Genomic DNA, 23,097 nt, shown 5'->3' on the forward strand with positions numbered 1-23,097 from the left:
CTCCTTTCCGCCCGTGGGGTTGAACGGGACCGTGCGCGCGTGAACACTCGCGTGGACGCACGATTCCCCCGCAGAAAGACAGCACCATGCCGCTCCAGCCCTTCATCTACAACAGCGTTCCCCAGCGGGTGGTGTTCGGTGCCGGGTCGCTGCAGCACCTGGCGCGCGAGATTGACGCGCTGGGCGCGCGGCGTGCGCTGGTGCTGTCCACGCCCGAGCAGCGGCCGCAGGCCGAGCGCATCGCCGACATGCTGGGCGCGCACGCGGCCGGCGTGTTCGACCGCGCGGTGATGCACGTACCCATCGAGACCGCGCGTGAAGCCCGCGAGGTGGCGCAGCGCCTGGGCGCCGACTGTGCCGTGGCCATCGGCGGCGGCTCGACCACCGGGCTGGGCAAGGCCATTGCGCTCGACTCGGGCCTGCCGATCCTGGCCATTCCGACCACCTACGCGGGCTCGGAGATGACGCCGATCTACGGCATCACCGAGGCCGGCATGAAGAAGACGGGAAAAGATTTCAAGGTGCTGCCGCGCACCGTGATCTACGACCCCGAGCTGTCGTTGACGCTGCCCGTGGGCATGAGCGTGACCAGCGGCATCAACGCCATCGCGCACGCAGCCGAAGGGCTCTACGCGGTCGATTCGAACCCGGTCATGGACCTGATGGCGCAGGAAGGCATTGCCGCGCTGGGCCGCGCACTGCCCGCCATCCGCGCCACGCCCAAGGACCTGGGCGCGCGCAGCGACGCGCTCTACGGCGCCTGGCTGTGCGGCACGGTGCTCGGCAACGTGGGCATGGCGCTGCACCACAAGCTGTGCCATACGCTGGGCGGCAGCTTCAACCTGCCGCATGCCGAGACGCACACCATCGTGCTGCCGCATGCGCTGGCCTACAACGCCGAGGCGGCGCCGCATGCGATGGCCCGCATCGTGAAGGCGCTGGGCGGAAGCAGCGCCGCGCAGGCTGTGTACGACCTGGCACGCGACAACGGCGCGCCGGTCGCGCTGCGCGACATCGGCATGAAGGAATCGGACCTCGACCTGGCCTGCGCGCATGCGCTGCAGAAGCAGTATCCCAACCCGCGCCCTCTGGCGCGCGATGCGATCCGTGCCTTGCTGCAGAACGCCTGGGAGGGTGTGCGGCCCTGATTCGCGGCAGGGCCGCGTGGCGTTTTACAGGCCGGCCTGGCGCGTGAACGACACCGTCGGCTTGTTGTAGGCCGAGGGCACCTGGTCGCGGTAGAACGCGCGGCGGTCCAGGCTTTGCAGCGGGTTGTGGGCAGCGGCCACGGCCTGCTCGCGCACGGCGCTGCGCTCGAGCGTGGAGTTGACGGCCACGGTGCCTTCGGCGGCGCTGTCCGAATAGGGGTTGCCGGTGCGCGCGGCGGCCACGGCTTCGGCCTGCACGTCGGCGCGGCTGGCGTACGAGGTGACGGCGTGCACGCCTTCGTAGGTCTCGGCGTGTGCACCGGCCGCACCCAGCATGGCGAGGGCGGCGGCGGAGATGGCGATGAGTTGCTTGGTGTTCATGGTGAGAGTCCCTTGGTTGTCTCTGTGGGCGGCGGACATTCGTCGTTGCCACGGTATGCAGTGTGAAACCGCATCGTGGTTGGCGATGTGCGTTTGCGCACCGCTTTCGGCGATTACCGGGGGACTGGCGCCTGCGGTGGGTACAGCACCGGGAGGGGTTCGGAGCGGCCGCGCACGGCAAGCATTTCGGGCGTGCCCATCGACCCGGCCACGCCTGCCTGCTCGGCGGCAAACAGCGACACGACGAGCCGCGATGCAGCCATCTTCGAGTGGTCCTGCAGCCGGCTCGCGGTGTTCACCACTTCGCCGATGGCGGTGAAGGTGGTGGTTTCGAGGTAGCCCACTTCACCCACCGCCGCGCGGCCCGCGTGCAGGCCCATGCCGAACTCCAGCCGCTGGCCGAACTGGGCCTCGAAGCCTTCGCTCCATGCGTCCATGCGCTCGCCGATCAACTCGGTGGCGCGCAGCGCCTGCCGGCAGGCCGTGGGCAGGTCGCCCTCGAGCCCGAAGATCGCCATCACGCTGTCGCCGATGAACTGGTTGGGCACGCCGCCGCTCTCGCGCACGGCGGCGCCCACGGTGGCGAAGTAGCGGTCGAGCACATAGGCCAGGTCGAAGGGCCATTGCCGCTCCGACAGGCCCGACCAGCGCCGCAGGTCGACGAACAGGATCGCCACGTCGCGCTCGCGGCCGAAGTTGCCCACCGGCGCGGGCCGGCCTTCGTGGGGCCGCGGCGCGAACAGCGGCGTCACCTCGATGTCGCCGCGCGGGCGCAGCTGGCAGGCCAGGCGCACGTCGCCCGGTGCGCGCACGCGCTCCAGCGTGCGCTGCTCGTCGCGGCCCGGCTCGCCGATGTGCTCTGCCGGGCCGGCCACGCGCACGCGGCAGGTGGAGCAGCGCGCCCGCCCGCCGCAGATCGACACATGGTCGATGCCGTGCGAGCGGCTCGCCTCCAGCACGCTCCAGCCGCGCGGCACCTGCACCGTGCGGCCGGGGTAGCGCAGCGTGACCGAGGGCTGGCGCGTCCAGCGCGCGAACCCGTTGCGCCCCCAGCGTGCGGCCAGCAGGGCGAGCAGCGCCATGCCGTAGATCCACTTGATGTAGCTTTCAGCCGTGTTCAGCGCCTGGCCCTGCTCGGGCGTCGGCAGCACGACCGGCGGCACGCCGGCCCACTGGAACTCGCGCCCCATCGACACGAAGCCCATCGCCGCCGCCAGCGGCAACACCACCGCCACGGCCAGCAGCAGGTGCGAGAAGCGCCGGTACGCCGGCTGCACCCGCAGCGCGAAGTGCAGGCCCAGGCAGCCGTGCGCCCAGGCCGCGAGCATCATGCCGAGCTGCGCGGCGGCGCCCTGCCAGTCCCACAGGCCCCAGACCACGCGCACGTAAGAGCCTTCGATGCCGTAGGCCAGGTAGGCGCCGCGCATGGCCGTGAGGTGCGTGGCCAGCAGCAGCGGCAGCGCGAAGCCCAGCAGCACGCGCAGGCCTTCGAGCGGCGGCATGCGCAGCGTGCGGCGCTCCCACAGCGCGACGACGGCCAGCGCCAGGTGCGTGGCGGCCGCGCCGTACAGCAGCGCGGTACCGGGCAGGCTGTGCCAGAACTTCTGCACGCCGCGCAGCACCGTCTCGGCCGCGGCGAACGAATAGATGCCCAGCGCATGGTTCAGCAGGTGGAACGTGATGTAGGCCATCAGCACCAGGCCGCTCACCCAGCGGAGATTGCGCCGTGTGGGCGTTCTCAGCGAAAAAAGGGAGGGGTGGGAACGTCTGTCCATGAACGGGTTCGAAACGGCACCCGAGCATAATGCGCGCGCCCCCACCGACCCCCGGCATGGCCAAACCCGAACCCGAACCCTCTTCTTCTTCCGCGGCTCCGCGCTCCAGCCTCGCGCTGCGCCACGTCGCGCTGCTCCAGGGCCTGCCCGACCGGCGCCTGGACCTGCTGGCCCAGCAGTGCCTGTGGCACAGCGTGGAGGCGGGCAAGCCCTTGCTGCTGCGTGCCGAGCAGCAGGGCGAGGTGTTCCTGCTGGTCTCGGGCCGGGTGCGGGTGACGACCTATTCGGCCAACGGCCGGCAGGTGACCTTCCGCGACTCCGAGGCCGGCGAGCATTTCGGCGACATCGCCGCCATCGACGGCGGCCCGCGCTCCGCCGACGTGGTCACGCTGGAGCCCAGCGTGGTGGCCAGCCTGGACCGCGCTGCCTTCATGGCCCTGCTGCGCGACGAGCCGCTGGTGGCCGAGCGGGTGATGCAGCGGCTGGCCTCGCTGGTGCGCCAGCTGTCCGAACGGGTGATCGACCTGAGCACCCTGGGCGTGCAGAACCGGCTGCATGCCGAGCTGCTGCGCCTGGCCCGTGCTGCGGGCATCGAAGGCAACCAGGCCCGGCTGGCGCCGGCGCCCAAGCACGCGGCGCTGGCCAGCCAGATCAGCACCAACCGCGAGCAGGTGACCCGCGAGCTCAACGTGCTGGTGCGCAGCGGCGTGCTGCGCAAGGACGACAAGGCCCTGCTGGTGGCCGACGTGGCCCGCCTGGAGCTGATGGTCTCGCAGGTCAGGGGTGACGCCGGCTGAGCCGCAAGGCGCTCAGTGGCAGCTCAGTTGTAGCGGCCGTTGCGCCCGCCGATGCTGAAGCGCCCCGCGCCCAGCAGCACCACGGTCAGCGCGCCGAACAGGTACAGGCCCTGCAGTTCCAGCGCCCAGCCGCCTTGCTTGCCCAGCGCGAACAGGTCGGCCATGTGCACCAGGCCGAAGGCCACCAGCATGTTGATGACCACCACCGCTGCGGCGGCGCGGGTGAAGACGCCGGCAATCATCAGCAGCGGCGCGACGATCTCGCCCACGTACACCAGGTAGGCCAGCCCGCCCGGCAGCCCGGCCTTGGCCAGCATGCCGCCGATGAAGCCCACGCCGGCCGACAGCTTGAAGATGCCGTGCAGCAGCACCAGGAAGCCGACCGTCAGGCGGATCACCAGCTTGCCGGCGTCGTCGGTGTTGGTCGGGGACAGGGCGGACAGCGACGATGCGATCGGCGCACGCGGGGTGTTGGCGGCTACAGCCTGGGTGTTCATGGCAGATCCTTGGAAACGGGAAGGGTCCGCCACGGAATGCGGCGGTTGCGCTTCCAGTGTGCGCAGCTGCCGCAATGCGGGATGTGCGTTTACGCACATGTTTTGGCGCAAAGGCCGCCTGGCGCGCTCAGTGGCTGCCGAAGTGGCCGGTCCATTTGCGTTCGTAGTCCATCTTCTGGAAATGCGCCGCCATGAAGTCGATGAAGCTGCGCACCTTGGCCGACAGGTGCTTGCGGCTCGGGTAGGCCAGGTTGATGGTCAGGTGCGGCAGGTCCCAGTCGTCCAGCGTGGGCACCAGCCGGCCGGCCACGATGTCGTCGTAGACGATGTAGGTCGGCTGCACCAGGATGCCCATGCCGTCGAGCGCGGCGGCGCGCAGCACCTGGCCGTCGTTCGACTCCAGCAGCCCGGTGACCGACACCGTGCGGGTCTCGCCCGCGCGGCTGAAGCGTAGCTCGTTCGGGTTGTTGGCGTGGGTGTAGATCAGCAGCTTGTGCTGCGCGAGCTCGTCCAGCGTCTTCGGAAACCCGTGCTGCGCAAAGTAGCGCGGCGACGCCGCCAGGATGCGCCGCGTCTCGCCCAGCCGGCGGATCGTCACGTTCGAGTCGGGCTCGTACTCGCGCGTGCGGATCGCCACGTCGATGTTGTTGTCGATCAGGTCGAAGTAGCGGTTGGCCGCCTCCACGTGCACCGTCACGCCCGGGTAGCGCTGCGTGTACTCGCGCAGCAGCGGCGCGATGTGGTGGATCGAGAAAGAAAGGGACGCCGTCACGCGCAGCACGCCGGTCGGGTTCAGCGCGGTGGCGTTCACCGTCGATTCCGCGTCCGAAAGGTCGGCCAGGATGGTCCGTGCGCGGCCGCAGAACTCGCGGCCGGTGTCGGTGAGGTACAGGCGGCGCGTGTTGCGCTCCACCAGCCGTGCGCCCAGCCGGGCCTCGAGCGCGCTCAGGTGGCGGCTGGCCGCGGCGTTCGACAGGCCCAGCGCCTCGGCCGCGCGGCTCAGGCTGCCTGCGTCGGCGATCTGCACGAGCAGGGCGATCTCGGTCCAGCGGTCCATGGGCGTGTGTCTCCGGGCTTTTCGGCCTTGTCTTTTGTCGGGCCGGGGGATTTTGGCGCAGTGCCGGGGCCGACCGTTCCGCTGGGCGGAAAAATCATTTGCGCCCCGGGTGCTTCCAGGGGATACGGCCGGGGCCTACAGTGCGCCGTACCCCCGAGATCCATGGAGACAACCACGATGCGCAACCTCAACCAGGACAACATCACGCAGGCCGTGCTCGCGCGCTTCGCCGACACGCCCAGTCCGCGCCTGCACGAGATCATGACCAGCCTCGTGCAGCACCTGCACGCCTTCGCGCGCGAGGTGAAGCTCACCGAGGAAGAGTGGTTCCAGGGCATTCAGTACCTCACGGCCACCGGCCAGAAGTGCGACGACAAGCGCCAGGAGTTCATCCTGCTGTCGGACGTGCTGGGCCTGTCGATGCTCACCATCGCCATGAACAACGACAAGCCCGCCGGCTGCACCGAGGCCACCGTGTTCGGCCCCTTCTACTTCGAGGGCGCCCCCGAGTATGAGCAGGGCGCCGACGTGGCCAATGGTGCCGCCGGTGCGCCTTGCGACGTGCATGCCACGGTGCGCGGCCTGGGCGGCGAGCCGGTGGCCGGCGCGGTGGTCGACGTGTGGCAGGCCGACGAGGGCGGCCACTACGACGTGCAGCACGAAGGGCTCGACCACTCCGAGAACCGCGGCCGCCTGCGCACCGCACCCGACGGCTCGCTGCACTTTCGCAGCGTGCTGGCCGAGGCCTACCCCATTCCGGTCGACGGCCCCGTGGGCGACCTGCTGCGCGCCACCAGGCGCCACCCGTGGCGGCCCGCGCACCTGCATTTCAAGATCGAGGCGCCGGGCTACGAGCCGCTCATCACACACGTGTTCCGCGACGGCGACCAGTGGCTCGACTCCGACGCGGTGTTCGCGGTGCGCCAGTCGCTGGTGGCGCCGTGGACACAGCAGGCCGACGGCCGCTGGCGGCTCGACTTCGACTTCGTGCTGAACCCCTTGAAGCAGCCGGCCTGAGTAGCGCCAGCGCCCTGCAGGCCCTGCGCGAAAGGCGATCGCCGCCCGGCCAGCGGGCGTGGCCTCATCCTGCTACGCTCGCCGAGCCCGCCGCCCCGGTGGGCTTTTTTCTGCGTTGCGTTTTCCCATGGCCTTTCCCCTGATCACCGACCCGCATTTCTATGCGGTCGCCATTCCCGCCGTGCTGCTGCTCGGCATCAGCAAGAGCGGCTTCGGCGCCGGCTTCGGTTCGCTCGCGGTGCCGATGATGGCGCTGGCCGTCACGGTGCCGCAGGCGGCCGCCATCCTCATGCCGCTGTTGCTGCTGATGGACGTGCTGGGCCTGGCGGCGTTCCGGCGCGACTTCGACCGCTCGCTGCTGAAGTTCCTGATTCCGTTCGGCCTGCTGGGCACGGTGATCGGCACGCTGCTGTTTCGCATGCTGTCGGCGCACACGGTGGCGGGCATCGTGGGCGTGTTCACGCTGCTGTTCCTGGCGCAGCGCCTGCTGTTCCCTCCCAAGCCCGACGACCCGCTGCCCTCGCGCGGCGTGGGCGCGGTGCTGACCACGGTGTCGGGCTTCACCAGCTTCATCGCGCATGCGGGCGGGCCGCCGATCAACGCCTACGTGATCCCGCTGCGGCTCACGCCGGTGGTGTTCACGGCCACCATGGCGTACTTCTTCTTCGTGGTGAACCTCAGCAAGTGGGTCCCGTATGCGTGGCTCGGCCTGATCGACCTGCGCACGCTGGCCACCTCGCTGGTGCTGATGCCGATCGCGCCCTTCGGCGTGTGGGTCGGCATTCGCATTGCGCGTCGCATCGATGCGACGTGGTTCTATCGCTTCGTGTACCTGGGCATGCTGCTCACCGGCCTGAAGCTCGTCTACGACGGGTTCCTGGCCTGAGGCCGGCGCAGCCACGCCCCTTCGGGATGCAGCCCGGGGGCGAGCTCAGTACTCGACGATCGACTTGAAGCCGCCGAAGATCATCCGCTTCGCATCGAACGGCATGGTCTTCGGGTCCATCGACGCGATGCGCGGGTCGGCCATGACCTTGGCGTTCACCGTGTCGCGGTGCTTGCGCGACTTGTAGGTGATCCAGGAGAAGGCGACCGTCTCGTCGGCCTTCTGCTTCACGCTCTGCGGAAACGAGGTGAGCTTGCCGGGCTTCACGTCGTCGGCGATGCACTCCACGTACTCGAGCGCGCCGTATTCCATCCAGACCTTGCCGGCCTTGCGCGCGAGCTTGCGGTAGGCCTCGACGTTGGCGGTGGGAACGGCGACGATGAATCCGTCTACATAGCGGGCCATGGTGCATCTCCTGAACAAAGAGTGGAAACGTTGAAGGAAGAAAAGCGGCACTTGCATGGCGTGCTGCTCATGAGGCCGCCGTGCCGCGGGGTGCTGCTTCTTCGTTGTTCTGCGTCGGCCCCGGCATGGCGGAGCGAAGCAGCAACACCCCGATGAGGCCCGCGGCCGCCGCGAACACGGCGCCGACGAGAAACGCCAGGTTGTAGCCGCCGGTGAGCGCCAGCGGCAATTGCGCGCCGGCCGCTTCCATCGACGCGGTGCGCGCCGCCGCGGCACTGGCCAGCACGGCCAGCCCGAGCGCGCCGCCCATCATGAAGGCGGTGTTGACCACGCCCGAGGCCAGGCCCGAATCGGTGGGGCTCACCTCGCTCATGGCCGCCAGCAGCACCGGGTTGAACGCCATGCCCGCGCCCAGGCCGAGCAGCATCATCCCGGGCAGCACGTCGACCACGAAGCTGCCGTTCACCGGTGCGCGCGCGAACAGTGCCAGGCCGATGGCCGCGAGCCACAGCCCGGCGGCCAGCGGCTTGCGGATGCCGAAGCGCATCACGATCCTGGCGGACAGGCCCAGCGAGAACACCGCCATGATCACGTTGGCCGGCAGGAAGGCCAGGCCGATCTGCATCGGCGTGTAGTTCAGCACCAGCTGCATGTACAGCGCCGAGATGAAGAACCACGCGAACATGGCCGCGGCCCACAGCACGCCCACCACGTTGGCCACCGACACGCTGCGCAGGCGGAACAGCCCCAGCGGCATCAGCGGATGCCGCACGCGCGACTCGATGGCGATGAACGCGGCCAGCAGCACCACGGCCGCGCCCAGCAGGCCCAGCGTCTGCGCGGAGCCCCAGCCGGCCTCGTTGCCGTTGACCACGCCGTACACCGCGAGCATCAGCGACAGCGTGACCGTGACCGCGCCGGCCACGTCCAGCTTCTCGCCGTGCGCATGGCCGCGCGCGCCGGGCAGCAGCGCCACGCACAGCGCGTACACGGCCACGCCGATGGGCAGGTTCACCAGGAAGATCCAGTGCCAGCTCAGCGTGCTCGTGAGCAGGCCGCCCAGCAGCACGCCGATGCTGCCGCCGCCCGCGCACACGAAGCCGTACACGCCCATGGCCTTGGCGCGGTCGGCCGGTTCGGTGAAGAGATTCATGATGAGCGAGAGCGACACGGCGGACACCACCGCGCCGCCCAGCCCCTGCACCGCGCGCGCCGCCACCAGCAGGCCCTGCGAGGTCGACACCCCGCAGGCCAGCGAAGCCAGCGTGAACAGCACCAGGCCCGCGAGGAACACGCGGCGGTGTCCGTACAGGTCGCCCAGGCGCCCGCCCAGCAGCAGGAAGCCGCCGAAGGTCAGCATGTAGGCGTTCACCACCCAGACCAGCGAGGTCTCGCTGAAGCCCAGGTCGGTGCGAATGGAGGGCAGCGCCACGTTCACGATGGTGGTGTCGAGCACGATCATCAGAACGCCCAGGCACAGCACCATCAAGGCGAGCCAGCGCTTGCGGTTGTCGGGTTGCGCAGTCATGAGAGGTGGAACTCCTCGAAGCGTCGCTTCGGTTACTTTTCGGTGGCGGCCTTCAGATTGGCGAGGCCAGCTTCAAAGTCCTTGCCGATCATCTGGTCCATGTTGAAGAAGATGCCCATGAGCTTGGCGATGTACGGGCTCTCTCCCTGCATCGACCAGGTGACCTGGGTCGCGTTGCCTTGGGGCTGCAGCGTGAACTCCGCGAGGTTGTGGCCTTCCAGGGGCTTGGTGAAGTCGAGGTTGATGCCGACCTTCGACGCAGGCGTCGACTCCACGATCTCCATGCGCCCCGCACCCGCCTTGCCGTCGCTCTCCCAGGCATAGGTGGCGCCCTTGCCGCTGGCGGCGCCGCCGAAGCTGCGCTTCATGGCGGGGTCGAGCTTCTCGTAGGGCGACCACGTGCCCCAGCGGTGGAAGTCGTCGATCAGCGGAAAGATCTTCTCGGGCGGTGCGTCGATGCGCGCGGTGCGTTCGACGCGGAAGGTGCCGGGCCGGGTGGCCGCGAAGATCAGCAGCGCGGCGACTGCGACGACGATGGCGAGTGCGATGGTCTTGAGCATGGAAAGCGTCTCTGGAGGCTGTGTATGAAAGTGAAAGGCGTGCGGCGATGGATCAGCCGGGTTGATGCACCACCAGCAGCCAGCCCAGGCCGAAGCGGTCGTTCAGCATGCCGAAGCTGGAGGTGAAGAAGGTGGGCATCAGCGGCTGCAGCACCTGGCCGCCGTCGGCCAGCGCGTCGAACCACTGGCGCGCCTCGGCGTCGGTGCTGGCGGTGAGCGCGAGCATCACGCCCTTGAACTCGGCCTGGCCCGAGCAGCGGCCGTCGGAGGCCATGAGTTCGGTCTCGCCGATGCGCACCACCGCGTGCATCACCTTGTCGCCGGCGGGCATGGCGCCGCCGCAGCTGGCGTCGGCGTTGTCCGAGGGCGGGGACGATGGTGCGGGAGGGGCCTCGCTGTAGCGCATCAGCTGCACGACCTGGGCACCGAGCGCCTTCTTGTAGAAGCCGAGCGCTTCGTCGCAGCGGCCTTCGAACGAGAGGTAGGACTGGACTTTCATGGCAATTCCTTTGGAAGGATGGGGGTGGGTCGGCAGGCCCCGGTGTCATGGCCGCAAACCATCTGATTACTTTGTGTACACCGTCCACAAAGAATAGCAGGGATAATGGACAGTGTCCACATGGAATTTCGATGAAGCTCAACAACGTCCCTGAAAGCCTGCCTGCCGCCCGCAGCACCTATCGCCACGGTGATCTGCGCCGGGCCTTGCTGGATGCGGGCATCGAACTGGCGCGCGACGGTGGCCCCGACGCGGTGGTGCTGCGCGAAGCCACGCGGCGCGCGGGCGTGGTGCCGAATGCGGCGTACCGGCATTTCGGCAGCCGCCAGGAACTGCTGCTGGCAGTGCGCGGGGCGGCCCTGGCCGCGGCGGCGGGCGCGATGGAAAAGGAACTGGCCGTGCTGCCCTGCGACCAGCCGCCCGCCGACTTCGCGCGCGCGCAGGTGCGCGCCATCGGCACCGCCTACCTGGGATTCGCGCAGGCCGAACCGGGCCTGTTTCGCACCGCGTTCGTGATTTCCGACGAAGGCCGCGGCGAAGTCGGCCCCGACAAGGCCGGCGCGAGCGGGATGGACCCTTTCCAGCTGTTGGGCAAGGCCATCGACCGGCTCGTGGATGCCGGCGTTCTCGACCCGGCACGGCGCCCGAACGCCGAGTACCTCGCGTGGTCGGCCGTGCACGGGCTGGCGTTGCTCATCATCGACGGGCCGCTGCGCGGCATGGGCGCCGAGGTCATCCAGCCGTTGGGCCAGCGCCTCATCGACATGGTCGAGCGCGGGCTCTAGAAGCCGGGCGCTGCAAGGCCTAGAGGTAGATCTTCTGCAGCAGCTTGATCAGCGTCTCGCGCTCGCGTGCGCTGAGCCTGGCGCTGGCTTCGGCTTCCAGCTGCACCACGGCCTGCTCGGCCTCGCGGATCAATGTCTCGCCGGCCGGCGTCAGGTGCAGGCCCACGGCGCGCCCGTCGTGCGGATGCGGCCGGCGCTCGATGAGGCCGCGGCTGTCCAGCGTGGCCACCAGGCTCACGAGGTTGGGCGGCAGGATGTCCAGCGTGTTGCACAGCTGGCGCGACGTGGCGCCCGGGTTGTGCGCCAGCAGCGAGAGCACTGAAAAGTCGATCTGCTTGAGCCCGTAGGGCGCCATGCGTTCCGAGAAGAGGTCGGTGACGATGAGCCATGCGCGCCGCGCGTTGTAGCCGACCAGGGTTTCGAGCATGCGGGCATCGAGCCGGTCTGACTTGGCTTGCGAGGCCATGCTCAGCTCGCCCTTTGCGGGAACGGATTTCGAGGAAGACGCCATGGCCCGAGCCTAACCGCCCGCGACGCCCAGAATGCCCCGGACACCCGGTCCGCCGCCCGATGGCTACTGCGCGACACCGGGGCGCTCCCCCACCTGCTGCGCCGAATGCGTGAGCGCCACCGTCTCGCAGGCCTTCTTGACGATGCCCAGGCGCATCTCGAACTCGGGCAGCACCCAGCGCCGGAAGGCAGCCGCCGAGCGAGCCTTGCCCGCGTCCTCGGGCGCCACCGCCTCGATGCGCGCCCAGGCCCACGCCATCATCGTGAGCATCGTCACGCGCAGGTAGTCGTCCGCCACTTCGTACGGCAGCACCGGGTTGGCATGCGCGGCCATGGCCACGGTGGTGCCCAGGTAGCGCAGCTGCGCGAGCCGGCGCTGCACGTCGGCATCGGCCTCGCGCGAGGCGTCGAGCGTGTCGCGCAGCTCGAGCAGCACGCCCGACATGCCCGCGCCGGCGTCGGGCAGCACCTTGCGCACCAGCAGGTCGATGGCCTGGATCTCGTTGGTGCCCTCGTAGTTCATCGTCACGCGCGCGTCCCGCACCACCTGCTCGATGCCCCATTCGCGCACGTAGCCGTGCCCGCCGAACACCTGCAGGCATTCGCTCGCGCCCTGAAAGGCCTGCTGCGTGCAGGCCGCCTTGAGCACCGGCGTGACGAACGAACACCAGCGCTGCGCGCGCTCGCGCGCCTTGGGGTCGGCGTCGTGCGCGGCCACGTCGAGCATCAGCGCACTGCGGTAGGCCAGCGTGCGCGCGCCGTCGATCCAGGCGCGTTGCGTGTCGAGGATGCGGCGCACGGCCGGGTGCTCGGCGATCAGGTCGGCGCTTTCGCTGCCGCGGCTCGCGGGCACGGGGCCGGGCGCGCGCATCTGGCGGCGTTCGGCGGCATAGGCGTCGGCCTTCTGCCAGGCGGCGTCGAGCAGGCCGATGCCCTGCAGTGCCACATGCAGGCGCGCCGAATTCATCATCACGAACATCGCGGCCAGTCCGCGGCCGGGCTCGCCGACCAGCCAGCCGGTGGCGTCGTCGAAGCGCATCGTGCAGGTGGGGCTGCCGTGCAGGCCCATCTTTTCCTCGATGCGCTCGCAGTGCACCGCATTGCGTGCGCCGTCGGGCAGCAGCTTGGGCACCAGCGCCAGCGACAGGCCCTTGGGGCCCGCGGGCGCATCGGGCAGGCGGCACAGCACCAGGTGCACGATGTTCGGCGTCAGGTCGTGCTCGCCGCCCGAGATGAAGATCTTGCCGCCGTTCACGCGCAGGCTGCCATCCGCTTGGGGCACGGCGCGCGTGCGCACCTGGCCCAGGTCGCTGCCCGCATGCGCCTCGGTGAGGCACATGGTGGCGAGCCATTCGCCGGTCGCGATCTTCGACAGGTAACGCTGCTTCAGCGCGTCGCTGCCGTGGTGCTTCAGGCAGGCATAGGCGCCATGCAGCAGGCCGGGCGCCATCGTGAGGCCATGGTTGGCGGCGGCCAGCCATTCGTAGAGCACGGCTTCGAGCACCGCCGGCAGGCCCTGGCCGCCGTCTTGCGTGGCGGCCGACAGCGCGGGCCAGCCGCCATCGACGAAGGCCTGGTAGGCCTCCCGAAAGCCGGGTGGCGACACGACTTCGCCATTTGCAAAGCGGCAGCCGATTTCATCGCCGCCGCGGTTGATCGGCGCCACCACCTCGCCGACGAAGCGGCCGGCCTCTTCGAGCACCTGCGACTGCAGCGCCTCGTCGACTTCGGCGAAGGGCGCCAGCGCACGCAGGCGCGCGGGCGCGTCGAGCACGGCGTTCAGCAGGAAGCGGATGTCGTCGGGGCGGGGCTGGTAATCCATCGGGGGCTCGGGTTCGGCACAGGTTCGGGAACTAGGGGGCCTTGCAGACGAAGCTGCTGGCGCGCTCGGTGTCGCCGCCGGCGTAGGTGGCGACTTGCGGGTAGGGGCACAGCGGCCGCGTGCGTTGCGCCGACCAGCTGGCCGGCACTTCGGCATTGGGCACCGGCGTGCCCGGGCCGCGCGCGGAGGCGGTGACCGAGGCGGGCGCCTTGCCCTGCTCGACCCAGTCGACCAGCGCGCTCAGCATGTCGAACTGGTCGGTGGCCGGGCCGCCCGCGCAGTGGTTCATGCCGGGCACCGGGAAGTAGCGCGCGAACGAAGACGCATCGCCCCCGTTCGCGGCCTGCACGCGCTCGTACCAGGCGGCGGTGTCGTCGGACGAGAACACCGGGTCGCTGGTGCCGTGGTAGACGATCATGCGGCCGCCCTTGTCGCGCAGCGCACCCAGGTTGGAGGCTTGAGGCGGCGTCATGAACGACAGCGCCGATTCGCGGAACACGCCGTCGGTGGCCGCGATGCGCGGCGCATCGCGGTCCATGTCGAAGCCGAGCGCGAAGGGCAGGCCCTGCCGCCGGTCGGCCTGCGGTGGCGTGCTGAAGATGAAGGCCACGGCGCCCGCGTCGCGCGTGGGCGGGCTCGCGAACTTCCACTCTCGCCAGTTGGCGCCGCTCACGCCCGCGTCGAACGGGAAGCTGCTGTAGATCGGCTGCCCCGCGCTGTTGCGCGCGCCCTTGAACACGTTGGCGAGCGCATTCTTCTGCGGTGCGCTGAGGCACATGCCGTCGCGTGCACCCACTGCACACGTGGGCACCGCGGTCTGGATGTCGAAGCGCGTCTTGCAGGCCTGCACGTTCGACACGATGCCGTCGGCCAGGCCGTCCAGCGCATCGCAGCGCTGCAGCACCTTCTCGGCCACCAGCTTCATTTCGGCGGGCGTGAAGGCGCTCTGCAGGTCGGGGTCGCCGGTGGGTGTCTTCGCACGCGCAACGGCCGCGTACTGCTGCGCGCCGTAGAGCTGCGCCACCGCCGCCTTCGGCAGGTTGAAGCCGGGGTCGCCCGCGAGGATGCCGTCGTACTGGTCGGCCGATCGCACCGCCGCCACCATCGCGTGCCGCCCGCCGTTGGAGCAGCCGCCGAAGTAGGAGCGGTCGGGGCCGCGGCCGTAGGCCTTGGCGATGAGGTTCTTGGCCATCGGCGTGAGCTGCGCGACGGCGTTGTAGCCGTAGTCCAGCCGCGCCTGCGGGTCGAGCCCGAAGCGCGGGCCCATCGCGCCGGCATGGCCCGCGTCGGCGCTGATGACGGCAAAGCCCATCTGCAGCGCGCTGCTGCGCGGGCCGCCTCCGCCGATGCCGCCGAGTGCGGGAACGACCACGCCGTCGAGCCCGCCGTTGGCCTGGTAGAAGAAGCGCCCGTTCCAGGCGGCAGGCAGCCGCATCTCGAAGCCGATGGCGTAGCGCTGGCCGTCGACGGGGCTCGTGCGTTCGTTCATGCGGCCCTGCACCAGGCAGTGCGCGGGCGCGGCCATGGCCACGCCGCCGACCGTGACGGTGCCGGCCGGCACGTCGGTGACCGAGGTGTAGACCGTGCCCGGCAGCGCGGCGCGGGCGGCCAGGTCGGTGCACGCCTGCAGCGTGCCGGGGCGTGCGGCGGCCAGCGGTGCATGCGGCGCTGGGGCACGGCTGGCACACGCCGCGAGCAATGCGGCAACGCCGAGCGCGGTCGCGCACAGGCCAAGGGGAAGGTGGCGTTGCAGTGTCATGTCGTCTCCTTGCCGCGAACGCTGCGGCGTCTTGGTGTCAGGCCGCCTTCTTGGCTGCGCCCAGGTAGGTGTCGATCACGCGCGAGTCGACGGCCAGCTTCTTCGCTTCGCCTTCGAGGCTCACGCTGCCCATTTCGAGCACGTAGCCGTGGTCGGCCACTTCGAGCGCGGCGCGCGCGTTCTGCTCCACCAGCAGGATGGTCACGCCCGTGGCGCGCAGTGCGTCGACCGTGCGAAAAATTTCCTGCACCACCAGCGGCGCCAGGCCCAGGCTGGGTTCGTCGAGCATCAGCAGCGTGGGGCGCGACATCAGCGCGCGGCCCACCGCCAGCATCTGCCGTTCGCCGCCCGAGAGCGTGCCGGCCAGCTGCGCCCGGCGTTCCTTCAGGCGCGGGAACAGCGTGTAGACCTCGTCGATGCGGTCGCGCCATTGCTTGTTGCGTAGCCGCACCTGGCGGAAGGCGCCGAGCACCAGGTTGTCTTCTACCGGCATGGTGCCGAACAGCTCGCGCTTCTCGGGCACCAGCGCAATGCCGAGCATCACGCGTTCTTCGAGCGACAGCGCCGCAATCGGCTGGCCCTTGAACTCGATGACGCCCTTGGCGGGCAGCACGCCCATCAGCGCGTTGAGCAGCGTGGACTTGCCGGCGCCGTTCGGGCCGATCACGGTGACGACGCTGCCCTGGTCGGCCTTCAGGTCGATGCCGTGCAGCACTTCGGCGCGGCCGTAGCCGGCGTGCAGGTCGCGGATGCGGAGCAAGGGGGGTGTTTTCATCTCGGATGCTCCAACGCGCTGCGTGTGACGCACGATGCATGAAACCGGCAGGGGCAAAGGCCAGGAACACCGCGGAACCGGCTTTGCCGGGCCGCCAGTGTTGCCCCCGGCGAGGGGGAAGGAGAAGCGACACGAAGTGCGCGAAGCCTGGGGGAGTGCTTCATATTAGTGTTCCGTGCCCAGGTACGCGGCGCGCACCTTGTCGCTGTTCTGTACCTCGGCGGGCGTGCCCTCCATCAGGTGCGTGCCGAATTCCATCACCACGATGTGGTCGCAGATGTCCATCACCAGCCCCATGTCGTGCTCGACCAGGAGGATGCTCATGCCTTCGCCGCGCAGTTGCCGCAGCACCTGGCCCAGCGCTTCCTTTTCCTTGTGGCGCAGGCCGGCCGCGGGCTCGTCGAGCAGCAGCAGGGCTGGGTCGGCGCACAGGGCGCGCGCAATTTCCAGCAGGCGCTGCTGGCCCATGGCCAGGTTGCCCGCGAGCTCGTGCAGGTGGTCGCCCATGCCCACGCGCTGCAACTGGCGCTCGGCCTCGCGGAACAGCGCGCGCTCTTCGGCGCGGTCGATGCGCAGCATGGCGGCCACGGCGCCCTTGCGCCCGCGCAGGTGCGCGCCCAGCGCCACGTTTTCCAGCACCGTCATGTCGGCCACCATCTTCACGTGCTGGAAGGTGCGCGACACGCCGCGCCGCGCGATCTGCCGCGCGCCCAGGCCGCCGATGGCTTCGCCCCGGAAGCGCACCGCGCCGCCCGACAGGGCCAGCACGCCGGTCACCAGGTTGAAGGTGGTCGACTTGCCCGCGCCGTTCGGCCCGATGAGGCCGACGATCTGGCCGGCGCGCGTCTGGAAGCTGATGTCGTTCACCGCCACCAGCCCGCCGAAGGTCTTGCGGATGGCCTGCACGTCGAGCACCACCTCGCCGGGGGCCGGCTTGGTGCGCGCGGGCAGGTCCTTGGCGCCTTGCCAGTCGACGCTGCGGCGCGGTCGCGGCAGGCGCCGGTCGACGAAGGCCCAGAGCCCGTCGGGCAGGTACTTGAGCACCAGCACGATCATGATGCCGAACACGATCAGCTCGTAGCTGCCGGCCGTGCCGATGAGTTTGGGCAGCAGCACCTGCAGCTGGTCTTCGAGCAGCTTGACGATGCCCGCGCCGGCAATGGCGCCCCACACATGGGCCGCGCCGCCGAGCACCGCCATGAAGAGGTACTCGATGCCCATCTTCAGCCCGAAGGGCGAGGGGTTCACCGTGCGCTGGAAGTGCGCGAACAGCCAGCCCGAGATCGAGGCGAGCATGGCCGCCAGCACGAAGATGCCGATCTTGAAGCGCAGCGTGTTCACGCCCATGGCCTCGGCCATCTGCGAGCCGCCCGCCAGGGAACGGATGGCGCGGCCGCTGCGCGAGTCGAGCAGGCGAATCACCGCGAACGCCGCCAGAATCGCGAACGCCCACACCACGCCGTAGAACAGGCGCTGCTGGCCGAACTCGAAGCCGAACAGCGACAGCCCCTTCACGCCCAGGATGCCGTCGTACTTGCCCAGCGCGTCGAGGTTGCCCATGAGGTAGTACAGCGACAGCGCCCATGCGATGGTGGCCAGCGGCAGGTAGTGCCCCGACATGCGCAGCGTGATCGCGCCGATGAAGGCGGCGCTGAGGCCGGTGAGCGCGAGCCCGATGAACAGCGTGACCCACGGCGACAGGCCGGTGTTCACCGTGAGGTAGGCGGTGGTGTACGCCCCGATGCCCACGAACGCCGCCTGCCCGAAGGAGGTGAGGCCGCCCACGCCGGTGAGCAGCACCAGGCCGAGCACCGGCAGCGTGTAGATGCCGATGTAGTTGAGCTGGATGATCCAGAAGTCGGGCAGCGGCAGGAACGGCAGCGCGATCAGCACCAGGATCAGCGCGAGCGGGCCCCAGGTGCGCAGCGCGCTCTTGTCGGGCGCGCGGGCCGAAGATGGGTTCAGGAGCGCTTCCATGTCAATGCTCCTCGTCCGAATGGCCGCTGGTCAGCGAGCGCCACAGCAAGACCGGCAGGATGATGGTGAACACGATCACTTCCTTGAACGAGCTGGCCCAGAACGAGCCGAACGCCTCGATGACGCCCACGGCCAGGGCACCGAGCAGCGCCCCCGGATAGCTGGCGAGCCCGCCGATCACGCCGGCGACGAAGCCTTTCAGCCCGATGAGAAAGCCCGAGTCGTAGAACACCGTGGTCGTCGGCCCGATCAGCAGCCCCGACAGCGCGCCGATCAGCGCCGCCATCGCAAAAGTCAGTTGCCCCGCAGCCTGCGTCGAGATGCCCATGAGCCGCGCGCCCAGGCGGTTCACCGCCGTCGCGCGCAACGCCTTGCCGTACAGGCTGCGCTCGAAGAACAGCCACAGCAGCACGATCAACGCCGCCGACACGCCGAAGATAATCAGCGCCTGCCCGCTCACGTTGAGCGGACCGAGCGCCATGCGCTCGTCCCAGAACGGCGGGTTGCGAAAGCCCTCCGCGCCGAAGAACAGCAGGCCCAGCCCCGTCATCGCGAAGTGCACGCCGACCGAGACGATCAGCAGCACCAGCGAACTCGCGCCCGCCAGCGACTGGTAGGCCACGCGGTACACCAGCGGCCCGAAGGCCGTGACGATGAACACCGTGAGCAATGCCTGCACGCCGATCGGCAGGTTGCGCGGACCGGCCCAGGCCGACACGGCGCAGATGATGGCGGGCGCCGCGAAGGTGCGCAGCGCCGCCTTCAGCCCGCTGGCCGCCCTGCCGCTGTGGCGCCAGGTGGTGACCAGGTCCATCAGCGCGGCAACGCCAGCCAGGATGAGCAGCAGCCACACCGTGCCCGGCGTCTTGCCGGTCTGGAAGATTGCCAGCGTCAGCGCGCCGTACGCCACGAATTCGCCCTGCGGGATGAAGATGACGCGGGTCACCGTGAAGACGAGCACGATGCCCATGCCCAGCAGGGCATAGATCGCGCCATTGGTGAGGCCGTCCAGCGTCAGGATGCTGGCGATCGAGAAATCCATGGCTTGTGTCTGTTGCGGCTGCTGCGAGGAAGGATTACTGCTCGACCTTGAAGGCGCCGTTCACCACCTTGAGCATCACGCCGGTCTCGGTCGTGTAGCCCCAGTGGTCCTGCGCAGTCCAGTTGAGCACGCCGTGCGCGAGCACCGTGCGGCCCATGCCTTCGAGCGCGTCGCGCAGCGCGGCGCGGAACTCCGGCGTGCCTGGCTTGGCCTTCTTGAGTGCGACCGGGACGGCCTTCTCGAGCACCGTGAGCGCGTCGGCCGCGTGGCCGGCGAACTGGTTGCGCGAGCCGGGGCCGTAGGCCTTCTCGTAGCCCTGCACGAAGGCCACGGCTGCCGCCTTCGACGGGTGGCTGTCGGGCAACTGCTCGGCCACGGTGGCCGGACCCGACACCACGAAGGTGCCCTCGGCGTCCTTCCCGGCGGTGCGCATCAGGTCTTGCGTGGCGGCGGCATGCGTCTGGTAGACCTTGCCCTTGAAGCCGCGCTCCATCACCGCCTTCTGCGGCATGCCGGCGCCGCTGCCCGAGGCCACGATGAGGATGGCGTCCGGGTTGGCCGACGTGAGCTTGAGCACCTGGCCGGTCACGCTGGTGTCGGCACGCGCGAAGCGCTCAGTGGCGACGATCTTGATGCCGTTCTTGGCGGCTTCGGCGGTGAGTGCCTTGAGCCACAGCTCGCCGTAGGCGTCGGTGTAGCCGAGGAAGCCGACCGTCTTCACGTTCTGCTTCTTCATGTGCGCGACCACCGCGAAGGCCATCACGTCGTTCGACTGCGGCAGGCGGAAGAACCACTTGTCCTTGCCCGGGGGCAGGCCGGCCGGTGCGGTCGACAGCTGGGGCGTGCCGGCTTCGGCCGTCACGTCGGCCATCGGAATGGCGACCGGCGTGGCGCTGGAGCCAACGATCACGTCGACCTTGTCTTCGGTCACCAGGCGCTGCGCGTCCTTCACGCCCGTGGTCGGGTCGGTGGCGTCGTCGAGCACCACCACCTTGAGCGTTTCGCCGGCGATGGTCTTGGGCCAGATGGCGATGCCGTTCTTCACCGGAATTCCCAGGCCCGAGGCCGGGCCGGTGAGCGGCTGCACCACGCCGATGGTGATGTCGGCATGGGCGGCGCCCATGGCAATGAGCGCCAGCACGGCGGCCAGGGTGGTCTTCTTGAAGGTCATCGTTGTCTCCTGAGGTGGAAGCGGGAAGAAAGAAGGCTCAGCGCGGCGCCATGCGCAGGGCGCCGTCGAGGCGGATCACCTCGCCGTTGAGGTGGCCGTTGGTGACGACGTGGCAGGCCAGTTCGGCGAATTCCGAAGGCTTGCCCAGGCGCGGCGGGAAGGGAATGGACGCGGCCAGCGAGTGCTGCACCGCCTCGGGCAGCTCCAGCAGCAGCGGCGTGGCGAACAGGCCCGGCGCCACGGTGCACACGCGGATGGCGTGCTGCGCGAGGTCGCGCGCCATCGGCAGCGTCATGCCGACCAGGCCGCCCTTGGAGGCGCTGTAGGCCTGCTGGCCCACCTGGCCGTCGAAGGCTGCCACCGATGCGGTGAAGAGCATCACGCCTTTTTCACCGTTGTCGAGCGCGGCGAGCTTGGCGCAACGCGCCGCGAACAGGCGCGCCATGTTGTAGCCGCCGATCAGGTTGATGTTGACCACGCGCACGAAGTCGTCGAGCGGCGCGGGGTTGCCGTCCTTGCCGACGATGCGCTTGGCGCTGCCGATGCCGGCCACGTTCATCAGGATGCGCGCGGGGCCGTGCGCGGCCTCGGCCTTGTCGAGCGCGGCGTTCACGCTGTCGGTGTCGGTGATGTCGCAGACGCAGGCGACGCCGCCGATGTCGGCAGCCACTTTCTCTGCGAGCGCGGCGTTGCGGTCCAGCACGGCGACCTTGGCGCCCAGGCGCGCGAGCTCGCGTGCGGTGGCTTCGCCCAGGCCCGATGCGCCGCCGGTGACGAGAGCGGCTTGTCCTTCGATCTTCATGGTGTGTGGTCTCCTGGAATGTCTAGCGCGGTGTGAGGGTGAAAGGCAGGGTTCCCGCGTGCATCGCATCGGCCAGCGCGGCGCGGTGCTTGAGCACCGCGCGCTGGTTGATGGAGCCCTTGTCGGTCACCTCGCCCTTGTCGATGGACGGCGGCTCGGCCATCAGGTGCAGCCGCGCGATGCGGTTGGCGCTGCCGGTGCCCATGGCCGCCAGGTCGTTGGCGACCTGCTGGAAGTGCGCCTGCACGGGGGCGCTTTCGAGCACCTGCTGCATCGGCGCGTTCGCATCGAGGCCTGCAAGTTGCCGCACCTTCTGCGTCGGGAAGATCAGCGCGCCGACTTCCTTCAGGTTGATGCCGGTGAGCACCGCGTCCTGCACGTAGGGCGAGCCGGCCGCGATGATCTTCGCGCGCAGCGGTCCCACGCTCACGAAGGTGCCGGTGGCGAGCTTGAAGTCTTCGGCGATGCGGCCGTCGAAGCGCAGGCCGCGGTGGATGTTGTCGTCGGCGATCCACTTCACGGCGTCGCCGGTGGAGAAGAAGCCTTCGTCGTCGAAGGCCTCGGCCGTGGCTTCGGGCGCACGCCAGTAGCCGGGCGTGATGTTGGGGCCGCGGTAGCGCACCTCGGTCTTGCCGTCGACGTCGATCAGCTTGAGCTCGATGCCGGGCGCGGGCAGGCCCACGTCGCCCGACTTCACGTCGGGGCCGGTCACGTACAGCGCGAAGGGGCCCGACTCGGTCATGCCCAGGCCGGTGCCCATGACGATGCGCTCGCCCACTTCGGACTCCTGCGTCTTGTGCAGGCTGTCCCACACGGGCTGCGACAGTGCCGCGCCCGAGTAGAAGAACATCTTCACGCGCGACAGCAGGTTGCGCCGCAGCACGGCGTCGGTTTCCATCGCCTGTGCGATGGCCTCGAAGCCGGTGGGCACGTTGAAGTAGATGGTGGGCGCGATCTCGCGCAGGTTGCGCAGCGTCTCGGCCATGCCGCCGGGCGTGGGCTTGCCGTCGTCCACGTAGAGCGTGCCGCCGTTGTCCAGCACGATGCCCACGTTGTGGTTGCCGCCGAAGGTGTGGTTCCAGGGCAGCCAGTCGACCAGCACCGGCGGCTCATCGCCCAGCGCGGGAATCGACTGGCGCAGCTGCTGCTGGTTGGCGCACCACATGCGGTGCGTGTTGATCACGGCCTTGGGCATCTTGGTCGAGCCCGAGGTGAAGAGGAACTTGGTGATGGTGTCGGGGCCGGTGGCGCGCATCGCTTCGTCGATGGCGGGCGTGGCGGGCGTCGAGGCCAGCGCGTCGAACGAGGTGACGGCGCGGCCCTCGAGCGTGCCTTCGGCGATCACGACTTCGGTGCCGGCCGGCACGACCGCCCGGATGGCGCGGCCGTAGCGCGCGGCGTCGGTGGCGAACACCAGGCCGGGTGTCAGCGTGTCGAAGACGTGGCGCAGCTTTTCGAAGTCCTGGCTCACGAGCGAGTAGGGCGGCGAGACGGGGCAGTAGGGCACGCCGGCGTAGAGGCAGCCGAGCGCGAGCAGCGCGTGATCGATGCCGTTCTCGCTCAGGATGGCCACGGGGCGCTCGGCGTTCAGGCCCCGGTCCAGCAGGGCCTGTCCGATACCGCGCGCCTTCTGCAGTGCCTGCGCGTAGCTCACGCGCAACCAGTCGCCGGTGCTGCCGTCGGCCAGCCGTTCGCGGCGGGCGATGAAGGTGCGCTCGGGCGTGGCGTCGGCCCAGTGCTGCAACCGGTCGGTCATGCGGTCGCGGTAGGCCTCGAGCTGCGTCTCGGCCTTCAGGTACTGCGTGCCCGGCGCGCCGTCGCGCAGGGTGGCGCGCGTCACGCCGAAGGCCAGCGGGCGGTATCGAACGGTCATTTGAAAGTCTCCCCCATGCTTCGCCACTGCG

22 protein-coding genes are annotated in these 23,097 nt (G+C 69.6%); 5 read left to right on the forward strand and 17 right to left on the reverse strand.

Features of this window, described 5'->3' with window-relative positions; all coding sequences use genetic code 11:
* Positions 1-86 precede the first annotated feature (86 nt).
* Complete coding sequence (locus tag ACSFBM_RS14920) at positions 87-1,148, forward strand: maleylacetate reductase (protein WP_435485032.1); 1,062 nt, start codon at positions 87-89, stop codon at positions 1,146-1,148.
* A gap of 24 nt (positions 1,149-1,172) precedes the next feature.
* On the opposite strand, the gene ACSFBM_RS14925 is transcribed toward ACSFBM_RS14920, so the two are convergent.
* Together ACSFBM_RS14925 and ACSFBM_RS14930 are read right to left on the reverse strand one after the other, a co-directional pair.
* Positions 1,173-1,529 (reverse strand): alpha/beta hydrolase, encoded by a 357-nt coding sequence (locus ACSFBM_RS14925; protein ID WP_435485033.1) that lies wholly within the window; start codon positions 1,527-1,529, stop codon positions 1,173-1,175.
* Between the two features lie 113 nt (positions 1,530-1,642).
* Complete coding sequence (locus ACSFBM_RS14930; RefSeq protein ID WP_435485034.1) at positions 1,643-3,304, reverse strand: adenylate/guanylate cyclase domain-containing protein; 1,662 nt, start codon at positions 3,302-3,304, stop codon at positions 1,643-1,645.
* 56 nt (positions 3,305-3,360) lie between these two features.
* Between ACSFBM_RS14930 and ACSFBM_RS14935 the strand changes: the two genes are divergently transcribed.
* The gene (locus ACSFBM_RS14935; RefSeq protein WP_435485035.1) at positions 3,361-4,101 is read left to right on the forward strand and encodes a Crp/Fnr family transcriptional regulator; all 741 of its coding nucleotides are present in this window, start codon (positions 3,361-3,363) and stop codon (positions 4,099-4,101) included.
* Positions 4,102-4,124: 23 nt separating this feature from the next.
* Here ACSFBM_RS14935 and ACSFBM_RS14940 read toward each other — a convergent pair whose 3' ends face one another.
* Positions 4,125-4,598, reverse strand: coding sequence for a DoxX family protein (locus ACSFBM_RS14940; protein ID WP_435485036.1), 474 nt, complete (start codon positions 4,596-4,598; stop codon positions 4,125-4,127).
* Between the two features lie 127 nt (positions 4,599-4,725).
* Complete coding sequence (locus ACSFBM_RS14945; RefSeq protein ID WP_435485037.1) at positions 4,726-5,655, reverse strand: LysR family transcriptional regulator; 930 nt, start codon at positions 5,653-5,655, stop codon at positions 4,726-4,728.
* A 177-nt stretch (positions 5,656-5,832) separates the two neighbouring features.
* On the opposite strand from ACSFBM_RS14945, the gene ACSFBM_RS14950 reads away from it, so the two are divergent.
* Together ACSFBM_RS14950 and ACSFBM_RS14955 are read left to right on the forward strand one after the other, a co-directional pair.
* Positions 5,833-6,672, forward strand: coding sequence for an intradiol ring-cleavage dioxygenase (locus ACSFBM_RS14950; protein ID WP_435436974.1), 840 nt, complete (start codon positions 5,833-5,835; stop codon positions 6,670-6,672).
* A 127-nt stretch (positions 6,673-6,799) separates the two neighbouring features.
* The gene (locus ACSFBM_RS14955) at positions 6,800-7,558 is read left to right on the forward strand and encodes a sulfite exporter TauE/SafE family protein (protein ID WP_435485038.1); all 759 of its coding nucleotides are present in this window, start codon (positions 6,800-6,802) and stop codon (positions 7,556-7,558) included.
* A 45-nt stretch (positions 7,559-7,603) separates the two neighbouring features.
* Here the strand turns inward: ACSFBM_RS14955 and ACSFBM_RS14960 are convergent, their stop codons facing one another.
* From ACSFBM_RS14960 to ACSFBM_RS14975, 4 genes are all read right to left on the reverse strand, one after another.
* Positions 7,604-7,963 carry a DUF1428 domain-containing protein gene (locus tag ACSFBM_RS14960; protein ID WP_435485039.1) on the reverse strand — a complete coding sequence of 120 codons (360 nt, stop codon included), beginning with the start codon at positions 7,961-7,963 and terminating at the stop codon, positions 7,604-7,606.
* Positions 7,964-8,030: 67 nt separating this feature from the next.
* The gene (locus ACSFBM_RS14965) at positions 8,031-9,491 is read right to left on the reverse strand and encodes a DHA2 family efflux MFS transporter permease subunit (protein WP_435485040.1); all 1,461 of its coding nucleotides are present in this window, start codon (positions 9,489-9,491) and stop codon (positions 8,031-8,033) included.
* 32 nt (positions 9,492-9,523) lie between these two features.
* The gene (locus ACSFBM_RS14970) at positions 9,524-10,051 is read right to left on the reverse strand and encodes an SRPBCC family protein (protein ID WP_435485041.1); all 528 of its coding nucleotides are present in this window, start codon (positions 10,049-10,051) and stop codon (positions 9,524-9,526) included.
* A 52-nt stretch (positions 10,052-10,103) separates the two neighbouring features.
* Positions 10,104-10,550 (reverse strand): VOC family protein, encoded by a 447-nt coding sequence (locus tag ACSFBM_RS14975; RefSeq protein ID WP_435485042.1) that lies wholly within the window; start codon positions 10,548-10,550, stop codon positions 10,104-10,106.
* A gap of 131 nt (positions 10,551-10,681) precedes the next feature.
* Here ACSFBM_RS14975 and ACSFBM_RS14980 point away from each other — a divergent pair, with 131 nt between their 5' ends.
* Complete coding sequence (locus ACSFBM_RS14980) at positions 10,682-11,335, forward strand: TetR/AcrR family transcriptional regulator (RefSeq protein WP_435485043.1); 654 nt, start codon at positions 10,682-10,684, stop codon at positions 11,333-11,335.
* A gap of 19 nt (positions 11,336-11,354) precedes the next feature.
* Here the strand turns inward: ACSFBM_RS14980 and ACSFBM_RS14985 are convergent, their stop codons facing one another.
* The 9 genes from ACSFBM_RS14985 to ACSFBM_RS15025 form a co-directional block, all read right to left on the reverse strand.
* The gene (locus ACSFBM_RS14985; protein WP_435485044.1) at positions 11,355-11,846 is read right to left on the reverse strand and encodes a MarR family winged helix-turn-helix transcriptional regulator; all 492 of its coding nucleotides are present in this window, start codon (positions 11,844-11,846) and stop codon (positions 11,355-11,357) included.
* 63 nt (positions 11,847-11,909) lie between these two features.
* Positions 11,910-13,667: an acyl-CoA dehydrogenase family protein gene (locus ACSFBM_RS14990; RefSeq protein ID WP_435485045.1), complete on the reverse strand. Its 1,758-nt coding sequence runs from the start codon at positions 13,665-13,667 to the stop codon at positions 11,910-11,912.
* 31 nt (positions 13,668-13,698) lie between these two features.
* Positions 13,699-15,426, reverse strand: coding sequence for a tannase/feruloyl esterase family alpha/beta hydrolase (locus ACSFBM_RS14995; protein WP_435485046.1), 1,728 nt, complete (start codon positions 15,424-15,426; stop codon positions 13,699-13,701).
* 37 nt (positions 15,427-15,463) lie between these two features.
* Positions 15,464-16,201 (reverse strand): ABC transporter ATP-binding protein, encoded by a 738-nt coding sequence (locus tag ACSFBM_RS15000; RefSeq protein WP_435436984.1) that lies wholly within the window; start codon positions 16,199-16,201, stop codon positions 15,464-15,466.
* 165 nt (positions 16,202-16,366) lie between these two features.
* Entirely contained in the window at positions 16,367-18,178 is a 1,812-nt protein-coding gene (locus tag ACSFBM_RS15005; RefSeq protein ID WP_435485047.1) for a branched-chain amino acid ABC transporter ATP-binding protein/permease, read from the reverse strand.
* Between the two features lies 1 nt (position 18,179).
* The gene (locus ACSFBM_RS15010; RefSeq protein WP_435485048.1) at positions 18,180-19,220 is read right to left on the reverse strand and encodes a branched-chain amino acid ABC transporter permease; all 1,041 of its coding nucleotides are present in this window, start codon (positions 19,218-19,220) and stop codon (positions 18,180-18,182) included.
* A 34-nt stretch (positions 19,221-19,254) separates the two neighbouring features.
* A complete protein-coding gene (locus ACSFBM_RS15015; protein WP_435485049.1) occupies positions 19,255-20,391 on the reverse strand; it encodes an ABC transporter substrate-binding protein in 1,137 nt (378 codons plus the stop codon).
* 37 nt (positions 20,392-20,428) lie between these two features.
* Positions 20,429-21,193 carry an SDR family NAD(P)-dependent oxidoreductase gene (locus ACSFBM_RS15020; protein WP_435485050.1) on the reverse strand — a complete coding sequence of 255 codons (765 nt, stop codon included), beginning with the start codon at positions 21,191-21,193 and terminating at the stop codon, positions 20,429-20,431.
* Between the two features lie 22 nt (positions 21,194-21,215).
* Positions 21,216-23,066 carry a feruloyl-CoA synthase gene (locus ACSFBM_RS15025; RefSeq protein WP_435485051.1) on the reverse strand — a complete coding sequence of 617 codons (1,851 nt, stop codon included), beginning with the start codon at positions 23,064-23,066 and terminating at the stop codon, positions 21,216-21,218.
* Positions 23,067-23,097 lie beyond the last annotated feature (31 nt).

The organism is Variovorax pasteuri (genome assembly GCF_051216435.1).
Classification (GTDB): Bacteria; Pseudomonadota; Gammaproteobacteria; order Burkholderiales; family Burkholderiaceae_C; genus Variovorax.